Source organism: Rhodococcus sp. BP-316 (genome assembly GCF_019836105.1).
Lineage (GTDB): Bacteria > Actinomycetota > Actinomycetes > Mycobacteriales > Mycobacteriaceae > Rhodococcoides.
In genome coordinates this window covers 317457-335751 of record NZ_JABUEE010000005.1, presented here as the reverse complement: position 1 = coordinate 335751, position 18295 = coordinate 317457, and the positions used below count along the sequence as shown (strand labels likewise).

Genomic DNA, 18295 nt, shown 5'->3' with positions numbered 1-18295 from the left:
CGAGGACTCCAGGTTTCTTTGTGAGAGTTGCCAAGCTCAGGGGAGCGTGAGGGTCAGTCCTTCGCCGCGAGTGCGTCGGAGGCCAACGCCATGGTGGCCACGAGCATCGTGGACACCGCATCGGGCTCGGTGAGGAAGCCGTCGTGGCCGTCGCGCGAGGAGATGATGCGCAACCCGTCGCACCCGGGGATCAGATCGGCGATCTCCTGCTGCTGCCGCAGGGGGTACAGCCGGTCGGAGTCGACGCCGCCCACGATGGTGGGCGTGCGGACCGACCCCAGGGCCGCCTCGAGCCCGCCTCGCCCGCGGCCCACGTCGTGCCGGTTCATGGCCTCCGACAGCAGCACGTAGGTCCCGGCGTCGAAGCGGTCGACGAGCTTGGTCGCCTGATGCTCGAGGTAGCTCGCGATCGCGTAGCGCCCGCCGTTCAGCGGGTCCTCGCCGATCTGGGGCTCGTTGCCGAACCGGGCGTCGAGTTCGTGCTCGGTGCGGTAGGTGAGGTGCGCGATGCGCCGAGCGACGGCGAGTCCGGCACGCGGAGCGCGACCGGAGGCGTGATAGTCACCGCCCTGCCAGTCGGGGTCGGCGGTGATGGCGGCGATCTGCGTGGTCTGGGTGCCGATCTGGTCCGCGGACGCGCGCGCACCGACGGCGAGCACCAGTGCCGAGGCGACACGGTCCGGGTAGGAGACCAGCCACTCGAGAGTGCGCATACCGCCCATGGAGCCGCCGACGACCGCCGCGAAGCGGTCGATGCCGAGGGCGTCGGCGACCATGCGCTCCGCCGCCACCTGGTCGCGGATGGAGATGGCCGGGAATCGGGATCCCCACGCGACACCGTCCGGATCGAGCGACGCGGGACCCGTGGTACCTCGGCACCCGCCGAGCACGTTCGTCGCCACCACGCACCAGCGATCGGTGTCGAGGGGTGCGCCGGGACCCACCATGCCGGTCCACCACCCGGGCGACGGGTGATCCGGTCCGGCCGGTCCGGTGACGTGCGAGTCCCCGGTGAGCGCGTGCTGGACGAGAACGACGTTGTCCCGCGCGGGCGAGACCTCGCCCCACCGCTGCACGGCGACCGTCGCGTCGGGAACCACGCGTCCGCTCTCGAGGGGAACGTCGCCGATGTGCACGGTGCCCACCTGCCCGTCCGCCGGCGGAAATGCCGACGGACGGGCAGGCGAGTGGAGATCGAGTGTCAAGATGCGGCCCGGAAACCCTTCTCCAGATCGGCCAGGATGTCGTCGATTCCCTCGATACCGACTGCGAGTCGCACCAGGCCCGGAGTGACTCCGGAGGCCAGCTGCTCCTCGGGCGTCAACTGCGAGTGCGTCGTCGACGCGGGATGGATCACCAGTGAACGCACGTCTCCGATATTAGCGACATGGCTGTGCAGCTCCAGCGCATCCACGAAACGCTTGCCCGCGTCGACACCGCCCGCGAGTTCGAACGCCACGATGGCACCCGCTCCGCGCGGGGCGAGTTCCTGTCCGCGCTCGTACCACGGGGAGGACGGCAACCCGGCGTAGTTCACGCTGGTCACCTCCTCGCGCTGCTCGAGGAACTGTGCGACCGCCGTCGCGTTCTGCACGTGTCGCTCGAGGCGCAGGGACAGTGTCTCGATGCCCTGGCCGATGAGGAACGCGTTGAACGGGGAGACCGCCGCGCCGATGTCGCGCAGCAGTTGCACGCGGGCCTTGAGTGCGAAGGCCGGAGCGCCGAGATCGGCGAACACCACACCGTGGTAGCTGGGATCGGGGGTGGTGAAGTTGGTGAAGCGACCCTGTGTCCAGTCGAAGCCACCGCCGTCGACGATGACGCCGGCGATCGCGGTGCCGTGGCCGCCGAGGTACTTGGTGGCCGAGTGCACCACGATGTCCGCACCGTGCTTCAGAGGCTGGATCAGATACGGCGTCGCCACGGTGTTGTCGACGATCAACGGGATGCCGTGGCGGTGTGCCACGTCGGACACTCCGCGGATGTCGAAGATGTCGTTCTTCGGGTTGGAGATGGTCTCGCCGTAGAACGCCTTGGTCTCGGGGCGGACGGCCTTCTCCCACTGGTCGAGGTCGTCCGGATCGTCCACGAAGGACACGGTGATGCCCAGCTTGGGCAGCGTGTAGTGGAAGAGGTTGTACGTGCCGCCGTACAGACGGGGGCTGGAGACGACGTGGTCGCCGGTCTCGGCGATGTTCAGGATCGCCAGCGTCTCGGCGGCCTGGCCGGACGAGACGAGCAGTGCGGCGACGCCGCCCTCGAGCGACGCGATGCGCTGCTCGACGACGTCCTGCGTCGGGTTCATGATGCGGGTGTAGATGTTGCCCGGCTCGGCGAGCCCGAACAGCGCGGCGGCGTGGTCGGTGTTGTCGAACGTGTAGGACGTCGTCTGGTAGATCGGCAGGGCGCGCGCGTGGGTGGTGACGTCGGGAACCTGTCCGACGTGCACCTGCCGCGTCTCGAAGCTCCAGTTCAGTGCCGGATCCTCGACGGGTGCTCCGGCTGCGTCGACGACGTCGCCCTCGGTGGCACCGGTGTCGGAAGTGTGATCGGTCATGGGTGTCGTGCTCCTCGTGGGGGTGGTGCTCGAGTGGAGTGCTCGAGTGGGGTCCACGTCGGCAGCCGCCACGCCCGCAGCACGAGAGGCACCTCACCGTGTGCAGAGCGCAGTAGGCGAGCCGATCTTCGTGGAGAGAAGGGTCGGGGCCTATCGCCGGCTACAACACAGTCGGTGGGAGAACATGGGTACCTCCGAGATCGTCGGTCGGTGGGCCCGAGGAGACGGGCCCGCGCTTGCTCTCGGCCCGTGCGGGCCGAGTAACCCGGTCATCACCCGGGGCACCCCACCGCGGTTGGAGGGTTGCCGGCCAGCAAGCCGGGGCTCGATGCTGGCACTCATGACCTTGGCGGGAATGGTAGCGGGTCGGGTGTCGACGGCACGAGGGTGGCCGAACTCACGATCGTTCGATTGGCGAATGATCCTGCCGAAGGTCAGACTGGTCAGGTGATCGGGCGCCTCTCGGGGCGCCCGTCGTCGTTGACCACCCGAGCGCTTCTGAATCGATCATGAACGATCGACGACGGGCGCAGACCCGAAAGTGAGCTCGTGACACCCCCCTCCGTCGCGTTCGACGTCCTTCCCGCTGCTGCCGCGGACCCCGCGGCGGATCGGCCGCGGGTGCGCCGCCGACGCGTCGCGATGCTGGCGCTCGCGCTCGGCGGTTTCGGCATCGGCACCACGGAGTTCGTCTCGATGGGCCTGCTCCCGGAGATGGCGACCACGATGGGGGTGTCCGAGCCCAGCGCCGGCCACCTCATCTCCGCCTACGCCGTCGGTGTCGTGGTGGGTGCGCCCGTCATCGCCGCGCTCGCGGCGCGGGTGCCGCGGCGGACGTTGCTTCTCGCCCTCATGGTGGCGTTCACTCTCGGCAACCTGGGCACGGTGTTCGCGCCCAGCTTCCACGAGCTGATGGCCTCCCGCTTCGTCGCCGGACTGCCGCACGGCGCGTACTTCGGTGTGGCAGCGCTGGTGGCCGCCCACCTCGCCGATCCCGGTGCGCGTGCCAAGTCGGTGGCAATGGTGATGATGGGACTGTCCGTCGCCAATGTCGTCGGTGTGCCGGCGGCCACGTGGATCGGCCAGGCGTTCGGCTGGCGCAGCGCGTTCGGCATCGTCGCCGTCATCGGTGCCCTCACCGTCACCGCCCTCGCGGTGTGGCTGCCGCGACTGGACTCGATGCCCACCACGAACCCGCGGACCGAGCTGGGCGCCTTCCGGCGCACGCAGGTGTGGATGACCCTCTTCGTGGGCATGGTGGGCTTCGGCGGCATGTTCGCCGTGTACACCTACATCGCCACGACATTGACGGACGTGGCCGGTCTGTCCAAGGCCGCGGTGCCCCTGGCGCTGATGATCTACGGCCTCGGCATGGTGGTCGGCAACATGGCCGGCGGATGGATCGCGGACCGCATGCTCGTCCCCGGGCTCTTCCTGGCGATGACGTCCGTCGCGGTGAGCCTGGCGGTGTTCGTCGCCGCGGCGCACAACCCGGTGACCGCTCTGATCGTCGTGTTCCTCATCGCCGCATCGGGATCCGCCATCGTGCCCGGACTGCAGACGCGACTGATGGACGTGGCCGCCGATGCGCAGACCCTCGCCGCCTCGCTCAACCACGCGGCGTTCAACTTCGCGAACGCGCTGGGGGCCGCCCTCGGCGGCGCCGTCATCGCCGCGGGCTTCGGCTACACGGCGCCGGCCGTGGTGGGTGCCGGTCTCGCGATCGCCGGCATCGCCGTTCTGGCCACGTCGGTGGCGATGCAGCGTCGCACCGACGCTCGTCTCGCCGCCTGACGGTCCTGTCCGCCCTGTCGGATACGGTGCTGCGGTGTCTCACACCATCACGTCGGTCAACGTCAACGGAGTGCGCGCCGCGGTGCGCAAGGGCATGCTCGAGTGGCTCGAGCAGTCCGCGGCGGACATCGTCTGCCTGCAGGAGACGCGGGCGACGGACGAGGAGCTGCTCGCCTGCCTCGCTCCCGCGCTGGGCGAGGGCTGGCATCTCGTGTCCGCCGAGCCGTCCGCGAAGGGCCGCAACGGTGTCGCCATCCTGTCGCGGGTTCCTGCGGACAGTGCCGTCGTCGGGTTCGGGAGCGCCGAGTTCGACGACGCGGGGCGCTGGATCGAGGCCTGCTTCCCGGCAGTCGGAGCAGATCCGGCCGTCACCGTCGCCAGTCTCTACCTGCCGTCCGGTGAGGTGGGCACCGAGAAGCAGGACTCCAAGGAACGGTTCATGGCCTCGTTCGAGCACCGTCTCGCGGCGCTCGCGTCCTCGGGCGAGCATCACGTGGTCTGCGGCGACTGGAACATCGCGCACACCGAACGGGATCTGAAGAACTGGAAGGGCAACCGCACCAAGTCCGGCTTCCTGGCGAGCGAGCGCGCCTGGCTCGACGCTCTCGTCGGTGAGTCGGGAGCGTGGGTCGACGTGGTGCGAGCGCTCCACCCGGACGTCGACGGGCCCTACAGCTGGTGGTCGTACCGCGGTAAGGCCTTCGACAACGACGCCGGGTGGCGCATCGACTACCAGATGGCCACCCGGGACTTCGCGGACCGCGCGAAGGACGCCGTGGTCGAGCGGGCCGACACCTACGACCAGCGGTGGTCCGACCACGCACCGGTCACCGTCGTCTACCGCTGACCGGTCGGCTCACAACGCGGCGGCCAGTCTGTGGTACGCCGCGTTCCAGCGCAACGTGCGCTGGAAGTCTCGTGTGGTGGTGCCCTCCTCGATCGTGAGCAGCTCCACCGCGATCATGTCCGAGAACGCTTCCAGTACCGGCAGATCGAGCGCGGTGCTCAGCACCGTGTGATGCGGTGCGCCGGCTGTGAGCCACGACTCCGCGGACACCGACAGCGAGGGCTGCGGCTTCCACACGGCGCAGGCCACCGGCAGGGAGGGCAGCGCCTCGTCCGGCTCGACGACCTCGATGACGTTGGCGGTGAGGCGGAACCGTTCGCCGACGTCGGAGATGCCCACGACGATGCCGGCGCCGGGATCCGCCGTGAAGCGCAGTCGTACGGGATCCTCGCGCCCGCCGATCGACAACGGATGGATCTCGAGAGTCGGGGTCGCCGTGGTGATGGACGGGCACACCTCGAGCATGTGTGCCCCCAGGATCTTCTCCTCGCCGGGCACGAGGTGGTACGTGTAGTCCTCCATGAACGACGTGCCGCCGGGCTGCCCGATGGCCATGGTCTTCATGGCGCGCAACAACATCGAGGTCTTCCAGTCGCCCTCGCCGCCGAAGCCCCACCCGTCGGCCATCAGCCTCTGGACCGCGAGTCCGGGGAGCTGACGCAGGCCGCCGAGGTCCTCGAAGTTCGTGGTGAAGGCGCCGAATCCGCCCTCGGTCAGGAACTGTCGCATTCCCGCCTCGACCCGTGCGCCGTAGCGCAGCGACTCGTGTCGATCGCCGCTCGGCCGCAACGCGGACGCGACGTCGTAGGTCTCGACGTACTCGTCGACCAGGGCGGACACCGCGGCCTCGTCCACCGCGGAGACGACCTCGACGAGATCGTTGACACCGTAGGTGTTAACGGAGACACCGAACCGCAGCTGAGCCTCCACCTTGTCGCCCTCGGTGACGGCCACGTCGCGCATGTTGTCGCCGAAGCGCGCCAGCCGGAGCGACCGCATGTCGGCGCGACCGCGCGCCGCACACGTCCACTGTTCGACGCGCCGGACGACGGCGGGATCGTCGACGTGTCCGGCGACGGTGGTCCGCAGCACACCGACGCGGGACTGGATGTGACCGAACTCCCGGTCGCCGTGCGCGGCCTGGTTGAGGTTCATGAACTCCATGTCGATGGTCGACCACGGCAGCGACATCCCGGCCTGCGTGTGCAGATGCAGGAGAGGCACGTCGAGGGCGTCGAGGCCGGCGATCCACATCTTGGCGGGGGAGAAGGTGTGCATCCAGGTGATCACCCCGATGCAGTCGTCGGTCGTGTTGGCCTCGCGCATCCGGTTCAGGATGGACGACGCGTCGAGGAGCACCGGCTTCCAGACCACCGTCACACCCAGTGCGTCGTCGAGTTTCTCGGCGATCGTGCGGGACTGCACCGCCACCTGCTCGAGAGTCTCGGGACCGTACAGACTCTGGCTGCCCGTGAGGAACCAGACCTCGGGTCGGGCGACACCGGACGGTGCGGGCGAGGGGGACGGGGCGGACCTGGTTTCGACGACGGACATGGGAACCTCCTGGTCACCGCAGAGGCGGTGGAACGAGTGCGGGTGAAGTCGGGTGCGGAGCGAGTGGTGCTGCGGCGGTTCAGCGTTGGCCGTACACGTTCTGGTAGCGGTCGTGCAGCGCGTCGACGGCGTCCGGCGGGATGGGCAGCGGCCGGCCGAGCTGGTGTGCGAGATGCACCGACCGTGCGACGTCCTCGCACATCACCGCTGCCTTGACAGCGGACCGCGCCGTCGGGCCCACCGCGAAGACGCCGTGGTTCTGCATCAGCACGGCGGGCGACCTGCTGCCACGCAGCGTGTCGACGATGCCGCGTCCGATCGAGTCGTCACCGATCGCGGCGAACGGTCCGACGGGGATGTCGCCGCCGAACTCGTCGGCGCACATCGTGGTGACCACCGGGATCGGCTCGCCGCGGGCGGCCCACGCCACCGCGTAGGGGGAGTGGGTGTGCACCACGGCGCCGACGTGATCGAGGTGGCGGTAGACGTAGGCCTGGGCCGCGGTGTCGGAGGACGGGGCATGATCGCCCTCGACCACGGTGCCGTGCAGATCGCACAGCACCATGTTCTCGGGGGTGAGGTCGTCGTAGGAGACGCCGCTCGGCTTGATCACGAAGAGGTCGTGGCCGGGGACCCGAGCGGACACGTTGCCGGCGGTCCACACCACCAGTCCGTACCGCACCAGTTCGGCGTGCAGCGCGCACACCTCGGCGCGGACCGCCTCCACGGTGCCGCGAGCGCTGTCGAGAACGGTCATCGTCGAACCGCCTTCCGGTCGAGCACGTCGCCGCGGAGGGCCCGCAGGTCGCGCATGGTGGACACCTGACGTCCGAAGTGGTCGTGAAGATCGGAGTAGATGCGGAACAGAGCGTCGTAGGCCTGCGACCGGCCCTCGTCGGGTCGGTACGCGCCGCGGTGCACGCGGCCCATCGCCTTCGAGGCCACGGGCACGTCGGCGTAGCAGCCGGCCGCGACTGCCGCGTGGATCGCCGACCCCAGCGCCGGACCCTGGTCGGACCCGATGACGGAGAGCGGCATGCGCAGCACGTCGGCGTAGATCTGCATCAGCAGTGGGTTCTTCGCCAGTCCGCCGGCGACGACGAACTCCTCGACCGGAACACCGCTGGCGCGGAAGGTCTCGACGATGACCCGCGTGCCGAAGGCCGTGGCCTCGAGCAGTGCCCGATAGATGTCCTCGGGCCTGGTGGCGAGAGTCGCACCCAGCAACAGTCCCGACAGTCGGTGGTCGACCAGGACGGATCGGTTGCCGCTGTGCCAGTCGAGGGCCACCAACCCGTGTTCGCCGACTTCCTGCTCGGACGCCAGCCGGGTCAGGTACTCGTGGACCGACTCGCCGGCCTCGGCGGCGGCGTCGCGGTAGTCGGCAGGAACCCCGGTGCGCGTGAACCATCCGAAGATGTCGCCGACTCCGGACTGCCCGGCCTCGTACCCGTAGGACCCCGCGACGATGCCGCCGTCGACGACGCCGCACATCCCCGGAACCTCCCGCAGTACGTCGGCGCTCATGACGTGACAGGTGGAGGTGCCCATGATCGCCACCATGCGACCGGGTTCCACGGCGCGGGCCGCCGGCGCCGTGACGTGCGCGTCGACGTTGCCGACGGCCACGGCGATTCCCTGGGGCAGTCCGGTCCACGCGGCGGCCTCGGCGGTCAGAGACCCTGCACGAGAACCCAGTTCGCCGATCGGCTGGTCGAGCTTGTCGGTGACGAACGCGGCGAACCCGGGTGCCAGGGCGGTGAGGAACTCGGCCGACGGGTACTCGCCGTCCTGGAGAATGCCCTTGTAGCCGGCCGTGCAGGCGTTGCGGACGTAGCGTCCGCACAGCTGCCAGACGATCCAGTCCGCCGCCTCGACCCACCGCTCCATGGCGTCGTAGACCTCGGGGTCCTCCTCGTGGATCTGCAACGCCTTGGCGAACTCCCACTCGGACGAGATCAGTCCGCCGTAGCGGGGGAGCCACGTCTCGCCGCGCTCCGCGGCGAGGGCGTTGATGCGATCGGCCTGGCCCTGTGCCGCATGGTGTTTCCACAGCTTCACGTAGGCGTGCGGCCGATCGGCGAACTGCGCGACCTCGTCGAGCGGGGTGCCGTCGGCGAGTGTGGGCACCATCGTGCACGCCGTGAAGTCGGTCCCGATACCGACCACTCGGTCGGGTGGGACACCGGCATCGCGCAGGGCGGCCGGGACGGCGGTGCGGAGCACGTCGCGGTAGTCGTCGGGAACCTGGAGTGCCCAGGCGTCGCCGAGCCGCACGGAGCCGCCGGGCAGCGTCGACTCCAGGACTCCGTGTCGGTACTCGTGCACGGCCGTGCCGAGTTCGGCGCCGTCGGAGACCCGCACGACGACGGCCCGTCCGGACAATGTGCCGAAATCGACTCCGAGGGTATAGGTCTCGTGATCGGGCGTCGTCATGGCTGTTCTCCTGTGGCTCGGGTGGTGCTCGCGCGCACGACGAGTTCCGGAGCGATCTGCGTCTCGGGACCGCCGGTCCCGTCGATCGCCGCTCGCAGGATCTCGATGGCGCGTCGGCCCACCTCGGTGAAATTCTGTCGGATCGTCGTCAGCGGAGGGATGAGATAGGCGGCTTCGGGGATGTCGTCGAAGCCCACGACGCTCACGTCCTCCGGCACCCGACGGCCGTGCTCGTGGAACGCACGCAGCAGGCCCAGCGCCATCTGATCGTTGGCGCAGAACACCGCCGTGACGTCGGGATCGGCCGCCAACCGGGAGCCGCGCTCGAACCCACTGCGCGCGGACCAGTCACCACGGAGCGGAGGGGTCCACGGCAGCCCCGCCTCGTCGAGGACCTCCCGCCACCCCTGTTCGCGCGCGCGAGCCTCGGCCCAACCCAGCGGACCCGCGAGGTGGGCGATGCGTCGATGTCCGGAATCGACGAGGTGACGGGTGGCCAGGCGGGCGCCGCCGACCTGGTCGATGCCGACCGTCCAGCGCGATGTCAGCGGATCGCCCTCCACGACGACGACGGGCACCACCGCCTCCTCGGAGCGCGCCGCGGCCACCGCGTCGTCGGTCGCGGCGATGAGGACGATGCCCTCGACGCCCTGGTCGTGCAGGTGGTGCATCGCGTCGACGAGCTCGTCGCGCGAGAGGGTCGTGAGACTGACCGCGCTGACCGAGAAACCGGCCTCGCGGGCGGCGCTCTGGACGGTGCGGTGGGTGGTGCTCGGGCCCCAGAACCCGAGCTTGGAGCCGATGATGCCGATGGTGGCCGACCGCTTCGTCACCAGGGCGCGGGCGGCCCGGTTGGGCCGGTACCCGAGCTGGTCGATGGCACGCTGGACCCGTTCCCGAGTCTCCGGGCGAAGGTTGTTCTGTCCGTTGATGACTCGGGAGACCGTCTGATGGGACACGCCGGCGAGCCGGGCGACGTCGGCCATGACGGGAGGTCGACCGTCCGTGCCGGTCGTGGTGGTCATGCTCGCCTCGGACGGAAGCGGGCCCGCGGCACCGTGGTCAGACGCTGAGCGACGACGAAGACGAGCAGCAGTGTTCCGACCGTGATCCGGGTCCACCACGAACTCAGGGTCCCGTCGAACGCGATGAACGTCTGGATGGCACCGAGGATGAGGACACCGACGACCGAGCCGAGAACGTAGCCTCGGCCACCCGTGAGCAGCGTCCCACCGATGACGACGGCGGCGATCGCGTCGAGCTCCATGCCGACCGCGTGGAGGCTGTAACCCGACAGGGCGTAGAACGCGAACAGGAGTCCGCCGAGCGCGGCGCAGAAACCGCTGATCGAGTAGACACCCACCTTCACCGCCGCCACACGCAGTCCCATCAGCACGGCCGACGCCTCGTTGCCGCCGATGCCGTAGACCGACCTGCCGAAACGGGTGCATGCGAGGACGTAGGCCGCCACCGCGACGGTCACGAGTGCGATGACGACGCTCCACGTGATGGTGTAGCCGCCCGGGAGCTCGATCACGGCGAACGCGATGGAGCTGAACGTCTCGTCGGTGATGGGGATGGACTCGACGCCGATCATGTAGCAGAGACCACGGGCGAGAAACATGCCGGCGAGCGTGGCGACGAACGGCTGGATCTGGAGGTAGTGCACCAACACGCCCATCGTGGTGCCGAGCAGCGTGCCGCACAGCAGCACGGCGGCGATGACGAGGACGGGGGACCAGCCGAGTTGCAGTGTGCGCGCCGCGATCATGGTCGACAGCGCCACGACGGAGCCGACCGAGAGATCGATACCGCCGGTCAGGATGACGAAGGTCATGCCCACAGCGAGGACGATCAGGAACGCGTTGTCGACGAACAGGGAGAGGAACAGCTGCGGGTCGGCGAAGCCGGGGTAGCGCATCTCGCCGACGCCGAACAGGCCGACGAGCAACGCGAAGGTGGCGATGACCGGCAGGAACCTGCTCGGCGGCGAATAGCGCCGGATGCGGTCCCAGCGGGACGGCGCGGTGGGGGTGGCCGGGGGGCGTGTCAGCAGATCGGTCATGACCGGGCCGCCTTTCGAGTCGTCGGTCTCCTGTGTCGAAGGCCCAGCAGTGACGCTCGGGCACGCGGTGACTGCAGGAGGCAGACGACGATGACGACCAGAGCCTTGAAGAGGTAGTTGGCCTCGGAGGGGATGCCGAGATTCGGGATGGTGCGGGTCAGGGTGCCGATGAGCAGCGCACCGACCACGGTGCCGGCGAGCGAGAAGCGTCCGCCCGTGAGTGCCGTGCCGCCGATCACCACGGCGAGGATCGCGTCGAGCTCGATCCACAGACCGAGGCTGTTGGCGTTCACCGAGTTGGTGTTGGCGGCGATGATGAGACCGGCGATGCCGGAGCATGTCGCCGCGAAGACGTAGACGGTCCACACGATCGTGCGGGCGCTCACTCCCGCGAGGCGACTGGCCTCGGGATTGATGCCGACCGCTTCGACGAGCATGCCGAGGGCGGTACGGCGGGTCAGCAGGGCGGTCACCACGACGACGGCGAGCGCGATCAGCAGTGCCACGGGGAGTCCGAAAACGATCCCCGAGGCGAGCGAGCTGAAGGCCCCGTCCTGCACGGTGGTGATCTGACCGTCCGTGATGAGCATGGCCAGGCCGCGGCCGGCCACCATGAGGACCAGGGTCGCGATGATCGGCTGAATCCCGAACACCGACACCAGCAGTCCGTTCCACAGGCCCAGCAGCACACTGGCTCCCAGTGCCCACACGACGGCCATGACGACGGTGGTGACGGCGCCCTCGTCCGGGGCGGCCGCGATACGGGTGCAGGCCACGGCCGCCGCGATGACGGCGACGGCGCCGACCGACAGGTCGATGCCGCGGGTCGCGACCACGAGCGTCATGCCCACCGCGACGAGGATGAGCGGTGCGGAGTTCCGCGCGATGTCGACGACGTTGCCGAACAGGCCACCGTTCTCGATCCGGATGTCGAGGAAGTCCGGTGTCGCGACGACGTTGACGACGATCAGCGCGATCAGGGCGAGCAGCGGCCAGACGACCGGGTGCGACATCCATCCCGGGGTCCGGCGACCGGCCGGGGCGTCGGACGCCGGCCGTGGCGGGGGAGTCGACGTCGGTCGTACTCCCAGAGTGTCGGTCATGCCTCGGAACTCCTGTCGTCTGCGCGGGTTCCCGCCGCGATGGTCGCGAGGACGTCGTCGACGGAGACTCCTCGGTTGACGCGCTCGTCGATCAGGTGGTGATCGCGCATCACGACGACGCGGTCGCTGAGGCGCAGGATCTCCTCGAGCTCGGCCGAGATGAACACGACCGACATCCCGCGTTCGGCGAGATCGGCCACGAGAGCCTGGATCTGCGCCTTGGCGCCGATGTCGATTCCGCGGGTGGGCTCGTCCAGGATCAGGATCTCCGGTTCCGTGACGAGCCAGCGCGCGAGCAGCACTTTCTGTTGGTTGCCGCCGGAGAGGTTGCGCATCAACGCGTTCGGGTCCGCGGGGCGGATGTCGAGTGCAGTGATGTACTTCTCCACCAGGGCGGTGCGGGTGGCGCGGGGGATCGGGCGCATCCACCCACGAGTGGCCTGGAGCGCGAGCATCATGTTGTCGGCCACCGTCAGGTCGCCCACGACGCCGTCCGCCTTGCGGTCCTCGCTGGTGAGCGCGACCCGTCGATCGACCGCGTTGCGTGGTGTGCGGAAACGTCGACGGGTGGAGTGGATCTCGATGGTGCCGGAATCTGCGCGGTCCGCCCCGCCGAGCAACCTCGCCAGTTCGGTGCGGCCCGATCCCAGCAGCCCCGCGACGCCGACGACCTGCCCGGCGTACAGCCGGAGATCCGTCGCCTCGAGGGCGCCCTTGCGGCCGAGGCCGAGCACCTCCATGACGGGTTCGGTGGTGGGATCGACCACCGTGGGCTCGCGGTCGTCCAACTCGCGCAGGGTGTCGAGCTCCCGGCCGATCATCAGTTCCACCAGGGTCAGTTGCGGGGTGTCCGCCACCGACCGCTCCTCCACCAGGCGTCCGTTGCGCAGGATCGTCATGCGATCCGAGATGCGATAGACCTGGTCGAGGAAGTGGGAGACGAAGACGACGGCCGTACCCGCGTCCCGCAGCCGCTCGATGACCCCGTACAGGGTCTCCACCTCGTCCTTGTCGAGGCTGGAGGTGGGCTCGTCGAGGATGAGCACGCGGGCGTCGACGTCCACCGCACGAGCGATCGCGATCAACTGCTGCACGGCGATGGGGTGATCGCCGAGCACCGACGCGGGATCGACCGCGAGGCCCAGTCGATCGAGCGTCGCACGTGCGCGGCGGTTCATCGCCCGGGTGTCGATACCGCCCACGGCGTCGAGAACGGTGCGCACCGCGCCGCCGGTGCCGCCGAGCAGTCGGTCGAGCCGCCGCGGCTCGCGCCCGAGCAGCATGTTCTCGGCCACGGTGAGGTTGGGCAGGAGGTTGACCTCCTGGTACACCGTGCTGATGCCGGCGGCCTGAGCGGCCGCCGGACTCGCGAACTCGTGCACGGTCCCGTCGACGGTGACGGTGCCGCTGTCGATCGGGTAGACGCCGGTGAGCGCCTTGATCAACGTCGACTTGCCGGCACCGTTCTCGCCCATCAGCGAGTGGACCTCGCCCGGGTAGAGCCGCAGGGAGACGCCGTCGAGGGCACGGACGGCGCCGAAGGTGATGGAGATGTCCGTCATCTCCACGATCGGTTCCGTCGCCGTCGTGGTCGGCGGGGGGACGATCATCTCGGTGCTCATGTCAGTACTGGCGGTCGGCGAGCACGGAGGCGGCCTGCTCGCGGGTGAACGTGGTCTCCTCGGTGACCACGCGCTTGGGTACCTCTTCGCCGGCGACGACCTTCTTCGTCAGGTCCATCAGTTGCGGTCCGAGCAGCGGGTTGCACTCGACGATGTAGTCGATCTTGCCGTCGGCCAGCGCCTGCATGCCGTCCTTGACCGCGTCGACGGTGATGATCTTGATGTCCTTGCCGGGGACGAGGCCGGCCGCCTCGATGGCCTCGATGGCGCCGAGGCCCATGTCGTCGTTGTGGGCGTAGACCACGTCGATGGCCTTGTCGGAGTTCAGGAACGACTCCATGACCTGCTTGCCGCCGTCGCGGGTGAAGTCACCGGTCTGGGACTTGGAGATGGCGATGGTCGGTTGTGCGGCGATGGCCTCGCGGAAGCCCTCGGCGCGATCGATGGCCGGTGCGGCACCCGTCGTGCCCTCGAGCTCGACCACGTTGATGCGTCCGTCGGCGTTGACGTCCGACGTCGCGCTGTTCTCGACGAGCCAGTCGCCGGCCTTGACGCCCTCGGCGACGAAGTCGGATCCGAGGAACGTGGCGTACAGCGACTCGTCCGTCGTGTCGACCGAGCGGTCGGTGAGGATCACGGGGATGTTCGCGCGCTTCGCTTCCTGCAGCACCGGCTCCCAGCCCGTCTCGACGACGGGGCTGAAGGCGATCACGTCCACCTTCTGCTGGATGTAGGTGCGGATGGCCTTGATCTGGTTCTCCTGCTTCTGCTGTGCGTCGGAGAACTTGAGATCGATTCCGGCCTCGCTCGCCGCGCCCTGGATCGACGTGGTGTTGGCGGTGCGCCAGCCGCTCTCGGCTCCGACCTGCGAGAACCCCAGAACGGTCCCGCCTCCGCCGCTCGCGGAGTCGCCTCCGCCGCCGCAGGCACTCAGGATCAGCGCACTGCTCACCAGGAACGTGCTCGCTGCAACGACTCTCTTCGACGTCATCGTGGTCTCCTCTGTAGGCATCACTCCGTGTGACGCGTGACACAGAGTGTGAGCGTTAACATTCCTCCGCGTCAAGAGGTTCGCGAACATTGCCGAAACTCGATGTGAACGCTCACATCAGTGGCATCATGGGCCGGTCGTGAGGCGGCAGGGCCGGACGACCACACCGCGGGAAGGCTGGAGGTGGGCCGACTATCGCGCGGCGAACCTGTACTCGATCACGCAGCGAGACGTCTCGCCCGGGCGCAGGACGGCCGACGGGAACGCCGACCGGTTCGGGCTGTCGGGGAAGAACTGGGGCTCGAGCGCGAGTCCGTCGCCCTGACGCAGCGCGGTACCGCGTCGGGACACGGTGCTGCCGTCGAGGAAGTTGCCGGTGTAGACCTGCAGCCCGGGCCGATTCGTCCACACCTCGAGCGTCGTGTCGCTGCGATGCGACGTGACACGCGCGGCGCGGCGCAACTCCCCGCCGTCCTCGGGTCCGTCGAGGACGAAGTTGTGGTCCACCCCTCGCGTGGCCGCCACATGAGGATCGTCGGACCGGACGACGTCGCCGATGCGGCGCGGGAGCCGCAGGTCGAGTGCCGTGCTATCGACCGGGACGACACCGTTCGTGGGAATTCCCGCGGAGTCCACGGGCACGAAGGAGGCCGCGTCCACCTGCAGTTCGAGGTCGTCGACACCGTGTCCGTCGAGATCGATGTACGCATGGCTGGTCAGGTTCACCACTGTCGTACATGAGGTCTGCGCGAGGTACTCGATGCGCATCGTGTCTCCCCGGACCGAGTAGACGGCGCGTGCCCGCACCTCGCCGGGGTAGCCCTGGTCGCCGTCGGGACTCACCAGGGACAGTTCCACCTCGTCAGCGATGACCCGCTCCACCGTCCAGGTGCGGGAGTCGAAGCCGTCGACTCCGCCGTGCAGGTGGTTGTCGCCGTCGTTGCGCGACACCTCCACCCGCTCACCGTCGAGGTCGAATCGCCCGTGCGCGATGCGATTGGCGTAGCGCCCCACGGTCGCCCCGAGGTAGTCCGTGCCCGCGCGCAACTCGGCTTCGCCGGCGACGCCGACCGACACGTCGCGGCGCACACCGTCCCCGCCCGTGACGGTCAGGCGCAGCAGGGTCGCACCGTACGGCAGCACCTCCACCTCGATCCCCGGCGCCGAGCCGATGGTCACGGCGGTGTCGGACGTCCTGTCAGTGGTCATGGCGCAGACCCTACGACCAGAGGTGATTGAATCTGTAGATCATGACGACCGACACCGCGACCGACAGCGCAGGAGTCGCACCTCGGCACCGAGTGCTCTCCGGCATCCAGCCCACGGCGGATTCCTTCCACTTGGGCAACTACCTGGGCGCGGTGCGGCAATGGGTCGAACTGCAGGACGAGTACGACGCCTTCTACTTCATTCCGGACCTGCACGCCATCACGGTGCCGCAGGATCCGAAGGAGTTGCGCGCCCGGACACGCCGCGCCGCAGCGCAGTTGCTGGCCGTCGGCATCGACCCTGCGCGGTCCACTCTGTTCGTGCAGTCTCACGTACCCGAGCACGCCCAACTCGCGTGGGTTCTCAACTGCATCACGGGATTCGGCGAGGCCGGCCGCATGACGCAGTTCAAGGACAAGTCGGCACGCCAGGGCAGCGATCAGGCGAGCGTGGGTCTGTTCACCTATCCCGTGTTGCAGGCCGCGGACATCCTGCTCTACCGCCCGCAGCGAGTGCCCGTGGGAGAGGATCAGCGCCAGCACCTGGAGCTGACGCGCGATCTCGCCCAACGCTTCAACTCGCGCTACAAGAAGACGTTCGTCGTGCCGGAGGCGCACATCGTCACCGGTATCGCGAAGATCTACGACCTGCAGGAGCCGACGGCGAAGATGAGCAAGTCCGGCTCCGGCGTGTCGGGCCGGATCGACATCCTCGACGACCCCGCCGTGTCGGCCAAGAAGATTCGCTCTGCGGTCACCGACAACGAGCGTGAGATCCGCTACGACACCGCCGAGAAGCCCGGGGTCAGCAATCTGCTCACCATCCAGTCCGCCCTCACCGGCACGCCCGTCGCGACGCTCGTCGAGGGATACGTCGGAAAGGGATACGGTGATCTCAAGAGCGACACCGCGGATGCGGTGTCGGCGTTCTCCGCCCCGGTGCGCACGGCGTTCACGGAGTACATGAACGATCCGGCCGAACTCGACCGGATTCTTCGGGACGGGGCCGAGCACGCACGCTCGATCGCGTCCAGGACGCTGGCGCAGGTGTACGACAGGGTCGGATTCCTTCCACCGAAAGGCTGAGCGCCATGCCGGACTTCGCGGCAATCATCGAGGAACGTCGACGGCGGTGGCCGTGGTTCGACCATCTCGCGCGGGCCGGCTCGGTGTACCAGCAGCAGAAGGGCGACTACTACGCCGCGGGTATCACCTACTTCAGCGTTCTGGCTCTCTTCCCGCTGCTGATGGTCGCGTTCGCCGTGGTGGGATTCGTCCTCGCCTCGCGGCCGGACCTGTTGACGGAACTGCAGTCCCAGATCGCCGAGAACGTTCCCGGCAGTTTCGCGGGCACCATCAACGAACTGGTCGAGAGTGCCATCGAGTCGCGCACCAGCGTGGGCATCATCGGTCTCCTGGGTGCGCTCTACGCGGGCCTCGGATGGACGGCCAATCTGCGGGAGGCGCTCACCGCGATGTGGGAGACGCCGCACGAGGCGGGCAGCTTCCTGGCCACCAAGGCCAAGGATCTCGGAGCGCTGCTCGGTCTGGGTCTCGCCCTGGTGATCTCGCTCGGCCTGTCGGCGGTGGCCAGCGGGTCGGTGGTCCCCGCACTTCTGAAGGCCCTGAACCTGGACGACGTCCCCGGTGTCGGCGTCGCCGTGCAGATCGCGTCGTTCGTCCTGGCGATCGCCGCGACGTGGGCACTGTTCGTCTGGGTCATCGCCCGGCTGCCCCGTGAGCCCGTGACCGTGCGCAGCGCGGCACGCGCCGCGCTGTTGGCCGCCGTGGTGTTCGAGATCTTCAAGCAGGTCGGCGCGGTCTACCTCGAGAGCGTCACGTCCGGTCCGGCCGGTGCCACGTTCGGACCGATCATCGGCATCCTCGTGTTCGCGTTCACGACGTCACGCTTCCTCTTGTTCTCGACGGCGTGGGCGGCGACGGCCACCGAGAACCTGGCCCTCGCGGCACCCGCGGTGCCCGACAGTGCGGTGATCGCACCGCAGGTGGTGGTCCGCGAGGGTGTCTCACCCGCGGGCGCGGCAGCTCTCGTCGGCGCCGGCGTTCTCACCGTGCTCGGCCTGGGCGGATGGCGCGGCCGACGCCGACGCTGACGGG

15 protein-coding genes and 1 riboswitch are annotated in these 18295 nt (G+C 68.9%); of the genes, 4 read left to right on the top strand and 11 right to left on the bottom strand.

Annotated elements, in window-relative coordinates; translation table 11 throughout:
- Window positions 1-53: 53 nt before the first annotated feature.
- The gene (locus HQ312_RS12350) at window positions 54-1145 is read right to left on the bottom strand and encodes a homoserine O-acetyltransferase (RefSeq protein WP_222627242.1); all 1092 of its coding nucleotides are present in this window, start codon (window positions 1143-1145) and stop codon (window positions 54-56) included.
- A gap of 56 nt (window positions 1146-1201) precedes the next feature.
- Window positions 1202-2557 carry a bifunctional o-acetylhomoserine/o-acetylserine sulfhydrylase gene (locus tag HQ312_RS12345; protein ID WP_081821014.1) on the bottom strand — a complete coding sequence of 452 codons (1356 nt, stop codon included), beginning with the start codon at window positions 2555-2557 and terminating at the stop codon, window positions 1202-1204.
- Window positions 2558-2784: 227 nt separating this feature from the next.
- A riboswitch (SAM riboswitch) is annotated at window positions 2785-2903 on the bottom strand.
- 296 nt (window positions 2904-3199) lie between these two features.
- On the opposite strand from HQ312_RS12345, the gene HQ312_RS12340 reads away from it, so the two are divergent.
- Window positions 3200-4351, top strand: a complete 1152-nt coding sequence (locus tag HQ312_RS12340; RefSeq protein ID WP_027503756.1) for an MFS transporter — start codon at window positions 3200-3202, stop codon at window positions 4349-4351.
- Between the two features lie 94 nt (window positions 4352-4445).
- The gene (locus HQ312_RS12335; protein WP_261782277.1) at window positions 4446-5198 is read left to right on the top strand and encodes an exodeoxyribonuclease III; all 753 of its coding nucleotides are present in this window, start codon (window positions 4446-4448) and stop codon (window positions 5196-5198) included.
- A gap of 9 nt (window positions 5199-5207) precedes the next feature.
- Here the strand turns inward: HQ312_RS12335 and araA are convergent, their stop codons facing one another.
- The 9 genes from araA to HQ312_RS12290 form a co-directional block, all read right to left on the bottom strand.
- Window positions 5208-6752 (bottom strand): L-arabinose isomerase, encoded by a 1545-nt coding sequence (gene araA, locus HQ312_RS12330; protein ID WP_222638743.1) that lies wholly within the window; start codon window positions 6750-6752, stop codon window positions 5208-5210.
- A gap of 79 nt (window positions 6753-6831) precedes the next feature.
- Complete coding sequence (locus HQ312_RS12325) at window positions 6832-7509, bottom strand: L-ribulose-5-phosphate 4-epimerase (protein ID WP_222627238.1); 678 nt, start codon at window positions 7507-7509, stop codon at window positions 6832-6834.
- Complete coding sequence (gene araB / locus HQ312_RS12320; RefSeq protein ID WP_222638742.1) at window positions 7506-9188, bottom strand: ribulokinase; 1683 nt, start codon at window positions 9186-9188, stop codon at window positions 7506-7508. Before araB ends, HQ312_RS12325 begins: the two co-directional genes overlap by 4 nt.
- Window positions 9185-10213 carry a LacI family DNA-binding transcriptional regulator gene (locus HQ312_RS12315; protein ID WP_027503751.1) on the bottom strand — a complete coding sequence of 343 codons (1029 nt, stop codon included), beginning with the start codon at window positions 10211-10213 and terminating at the stop codon, window positions 9185-9187. The genes araB and HQ312_RS12315 overlap by 4 nt, the downstream gene beginning before the upstream one ends.
- Window positions 10210-11253 carry a galactofuranose ABC transporter, permease protein YjfF gene (gene yjfF, locus HQ312_RS12310; RefSeq protein ID WP_222638741.1) on the bottom strand — a complete coding sequence of 348 codons (1044 nt, stop codon included), beginning with the start codon at window positions 11251-11253 and terminating at the stop codon, window positions 10210-10212. Before yjfF ends, HQ312_RS12315 begins: the two co-directional genes overlap by 4 nt.
- Complete coding sequence (locus tag HQ312_RS12305; protein ID WP_231476089.1) at window positions 11250-12356, bottom strand: ABC transporter permease; 1107 nt, start codon at window positions 12354-12356, stop codon at window positions 11250-11252. The genes yjfF and HQ312_RS12305 overlap by 4 nt, the downstream gene beginning before the upstream one ends.
- Window positions 12353-13978: a sugar ABC transporter ATP-binding protein gene (locus tag HQ312_RS12300; protein ID WP_027503748.1), complete on the bottom strand. Its 1626-nt coding sequence runs from the start codon at window positions 13976-13978 to the stop codon at window positions 12353-12355. The genes HQ312_RS12305 and HQ312_RS12300 overlap by 4 nt, the downstream gene beginning before the upstream one ends.
- 1 nt (window position 13979) lies before the next feature.
- Window positions 13980-14969: an ABC transporter substrate-binding protein gene (locus HQ312_RS12295; protein ID WP_056447659.1), complete on the bottom strand. Its 990-nt coding sequence runs from the start codon at window positions 14967-14969 to the stop codon at window positions 13980-13982.
- A 192-nt stretch (window positions 14970-15161) separates the two neighbouring features.
- Window positions 15162-16178, bottom strand: coding sequence for an aldose epimerase family protein (locus tag HQ312_RS12290; RefSeq protein ID WP_222638740.1), 1017 nt, complete (start codon window positions 16176-16178; stop codon window positions 15162-15164).
- A gap of 41 nt (window positions 16179-16219) precedes the next feature.
- Between HQ312_RS12290 and trpS the strand changes: the two genes are divergently transcribed.
- Complete coding sequence (trpS, locus tag HQ312_RS12285) at window positions 16220-17263, top strand: tryptophan--tRNA ligase (RefSeq protein ID WP_056447663.1); 1044 nt, start codon at window positions 16220-16222, stop codon at window positions 17261-17263.
- Window positions 17264-17268: 5 nt separating this feature from the next.
- Window positions 17269-18291 (top strand): inner membrane protein YhjD, encoded by a 1023-nt coding sequence (yhjD, locus tag HQ312_RS12280; RefSeq protein WP_222638739.1) that lies wholly within the window; start codon window positions 17269-17271, stop codon window positions 18289-18291.
- Window positions 18292-18295 lie beyond the last annotated feature (4 nt).

Bases quoted from the DNA above. Each gene is read 5' to 3' on its own strand.
- HQ312_RS12335 (WP_261782277.1), top strand. From the start codon at position 4,446: ATGCTCGAGTGGCTCGAGCAGTCCGCGGCGGACATCGTCTGCCTGCAG.
- trpS (WP_056447663.1), top strand. From the start codon at position 16,220: ATGACGACCGACACCGCGACCGACAGCGCAGGAGTCGCACCTCGGCAC.
- araA (WP_222638743.1), bottom strand. From the start codon at position 6,752: ATGTCCGTCGTCGAAACCAGGTCCGCCCCGTCCCCCTCGCCCGCACCG.
- HQ312_RS12300 (WP_027503748.1), bottom strand. From the start codon at position 13,978: ATGAGCACCGAGATGATCGTCCCCCCGCCGACCACGACGGCGACGGAA.
- HQ312_RS12325 (WP_222627238.1), bottom strand. From the start codon at position 7,509: ATGACCGTTCTCGACAGCGCTCGCGGCACCGTGGAGGCGGTCCGCGCC.
- HQ312_RS12290 (WP_222638740.1), bottom strand. From the start codon at position 16,178: ATGACCACTGACAGGACGTCCGACACCGCCGTGACCATCGGCTCGGCG.
- yhjD (WP_222638739.1), top strand. From the start codon at position 17,269: ATGCCGGACTTCGCGGCAATCATCGAGGAACGTCGACGGCGGTGGCCG.
- HQ312_RS12345 (WP_081821014.1), bottom strand. From the start codon at position 2,557: ATGACCGATCACACTTCCGACACCGGTGCCACCGAGGGCGACGTCGTC.
- yjfF (WP_222638741.1), bottom strand. From the start codon at position 11,253: ATGACCGATCTGCTGACACGCCCCCCGGCCACCCCCACCGCGCCGTCC.
- HQ312_RS12315 (WP_027503751.1), bottom strand. From the start codon at position 10,213: ATGACCACCACGACCGGCACGGACGGTCGACCTCCCGTCATGGCCGAC.
- HQ312_RS12340 (WP_027503756.1), top strand. From the start codon at position 3,200: ATGCTGGCGCTCGCGCTCGGCGGTTTCGGCATCGGCACCACGGAGTTC.
- HQ312_RS12305 (WP_231476089.1), bottom strand. From the start codon at position 12,356: ATGACCGACACTCTGGGAGTACGACCGACGTCGACTCCCCCGCCACGG.
- araB (WP_222638742.1), bottom strand. From the start codon at position 9,188: ATGACGACGCCCGATCACGAGACCTATACCCTCGGAGTCGATTTCGGC.
- HQ312_RS12295 (WP_056447659.1), bottom strand. From the start codon at position 14,969: ATGACGTCGAAGAGAGTCGTTGCAGCGAGCACGTTCCTGGTGAGCAGT.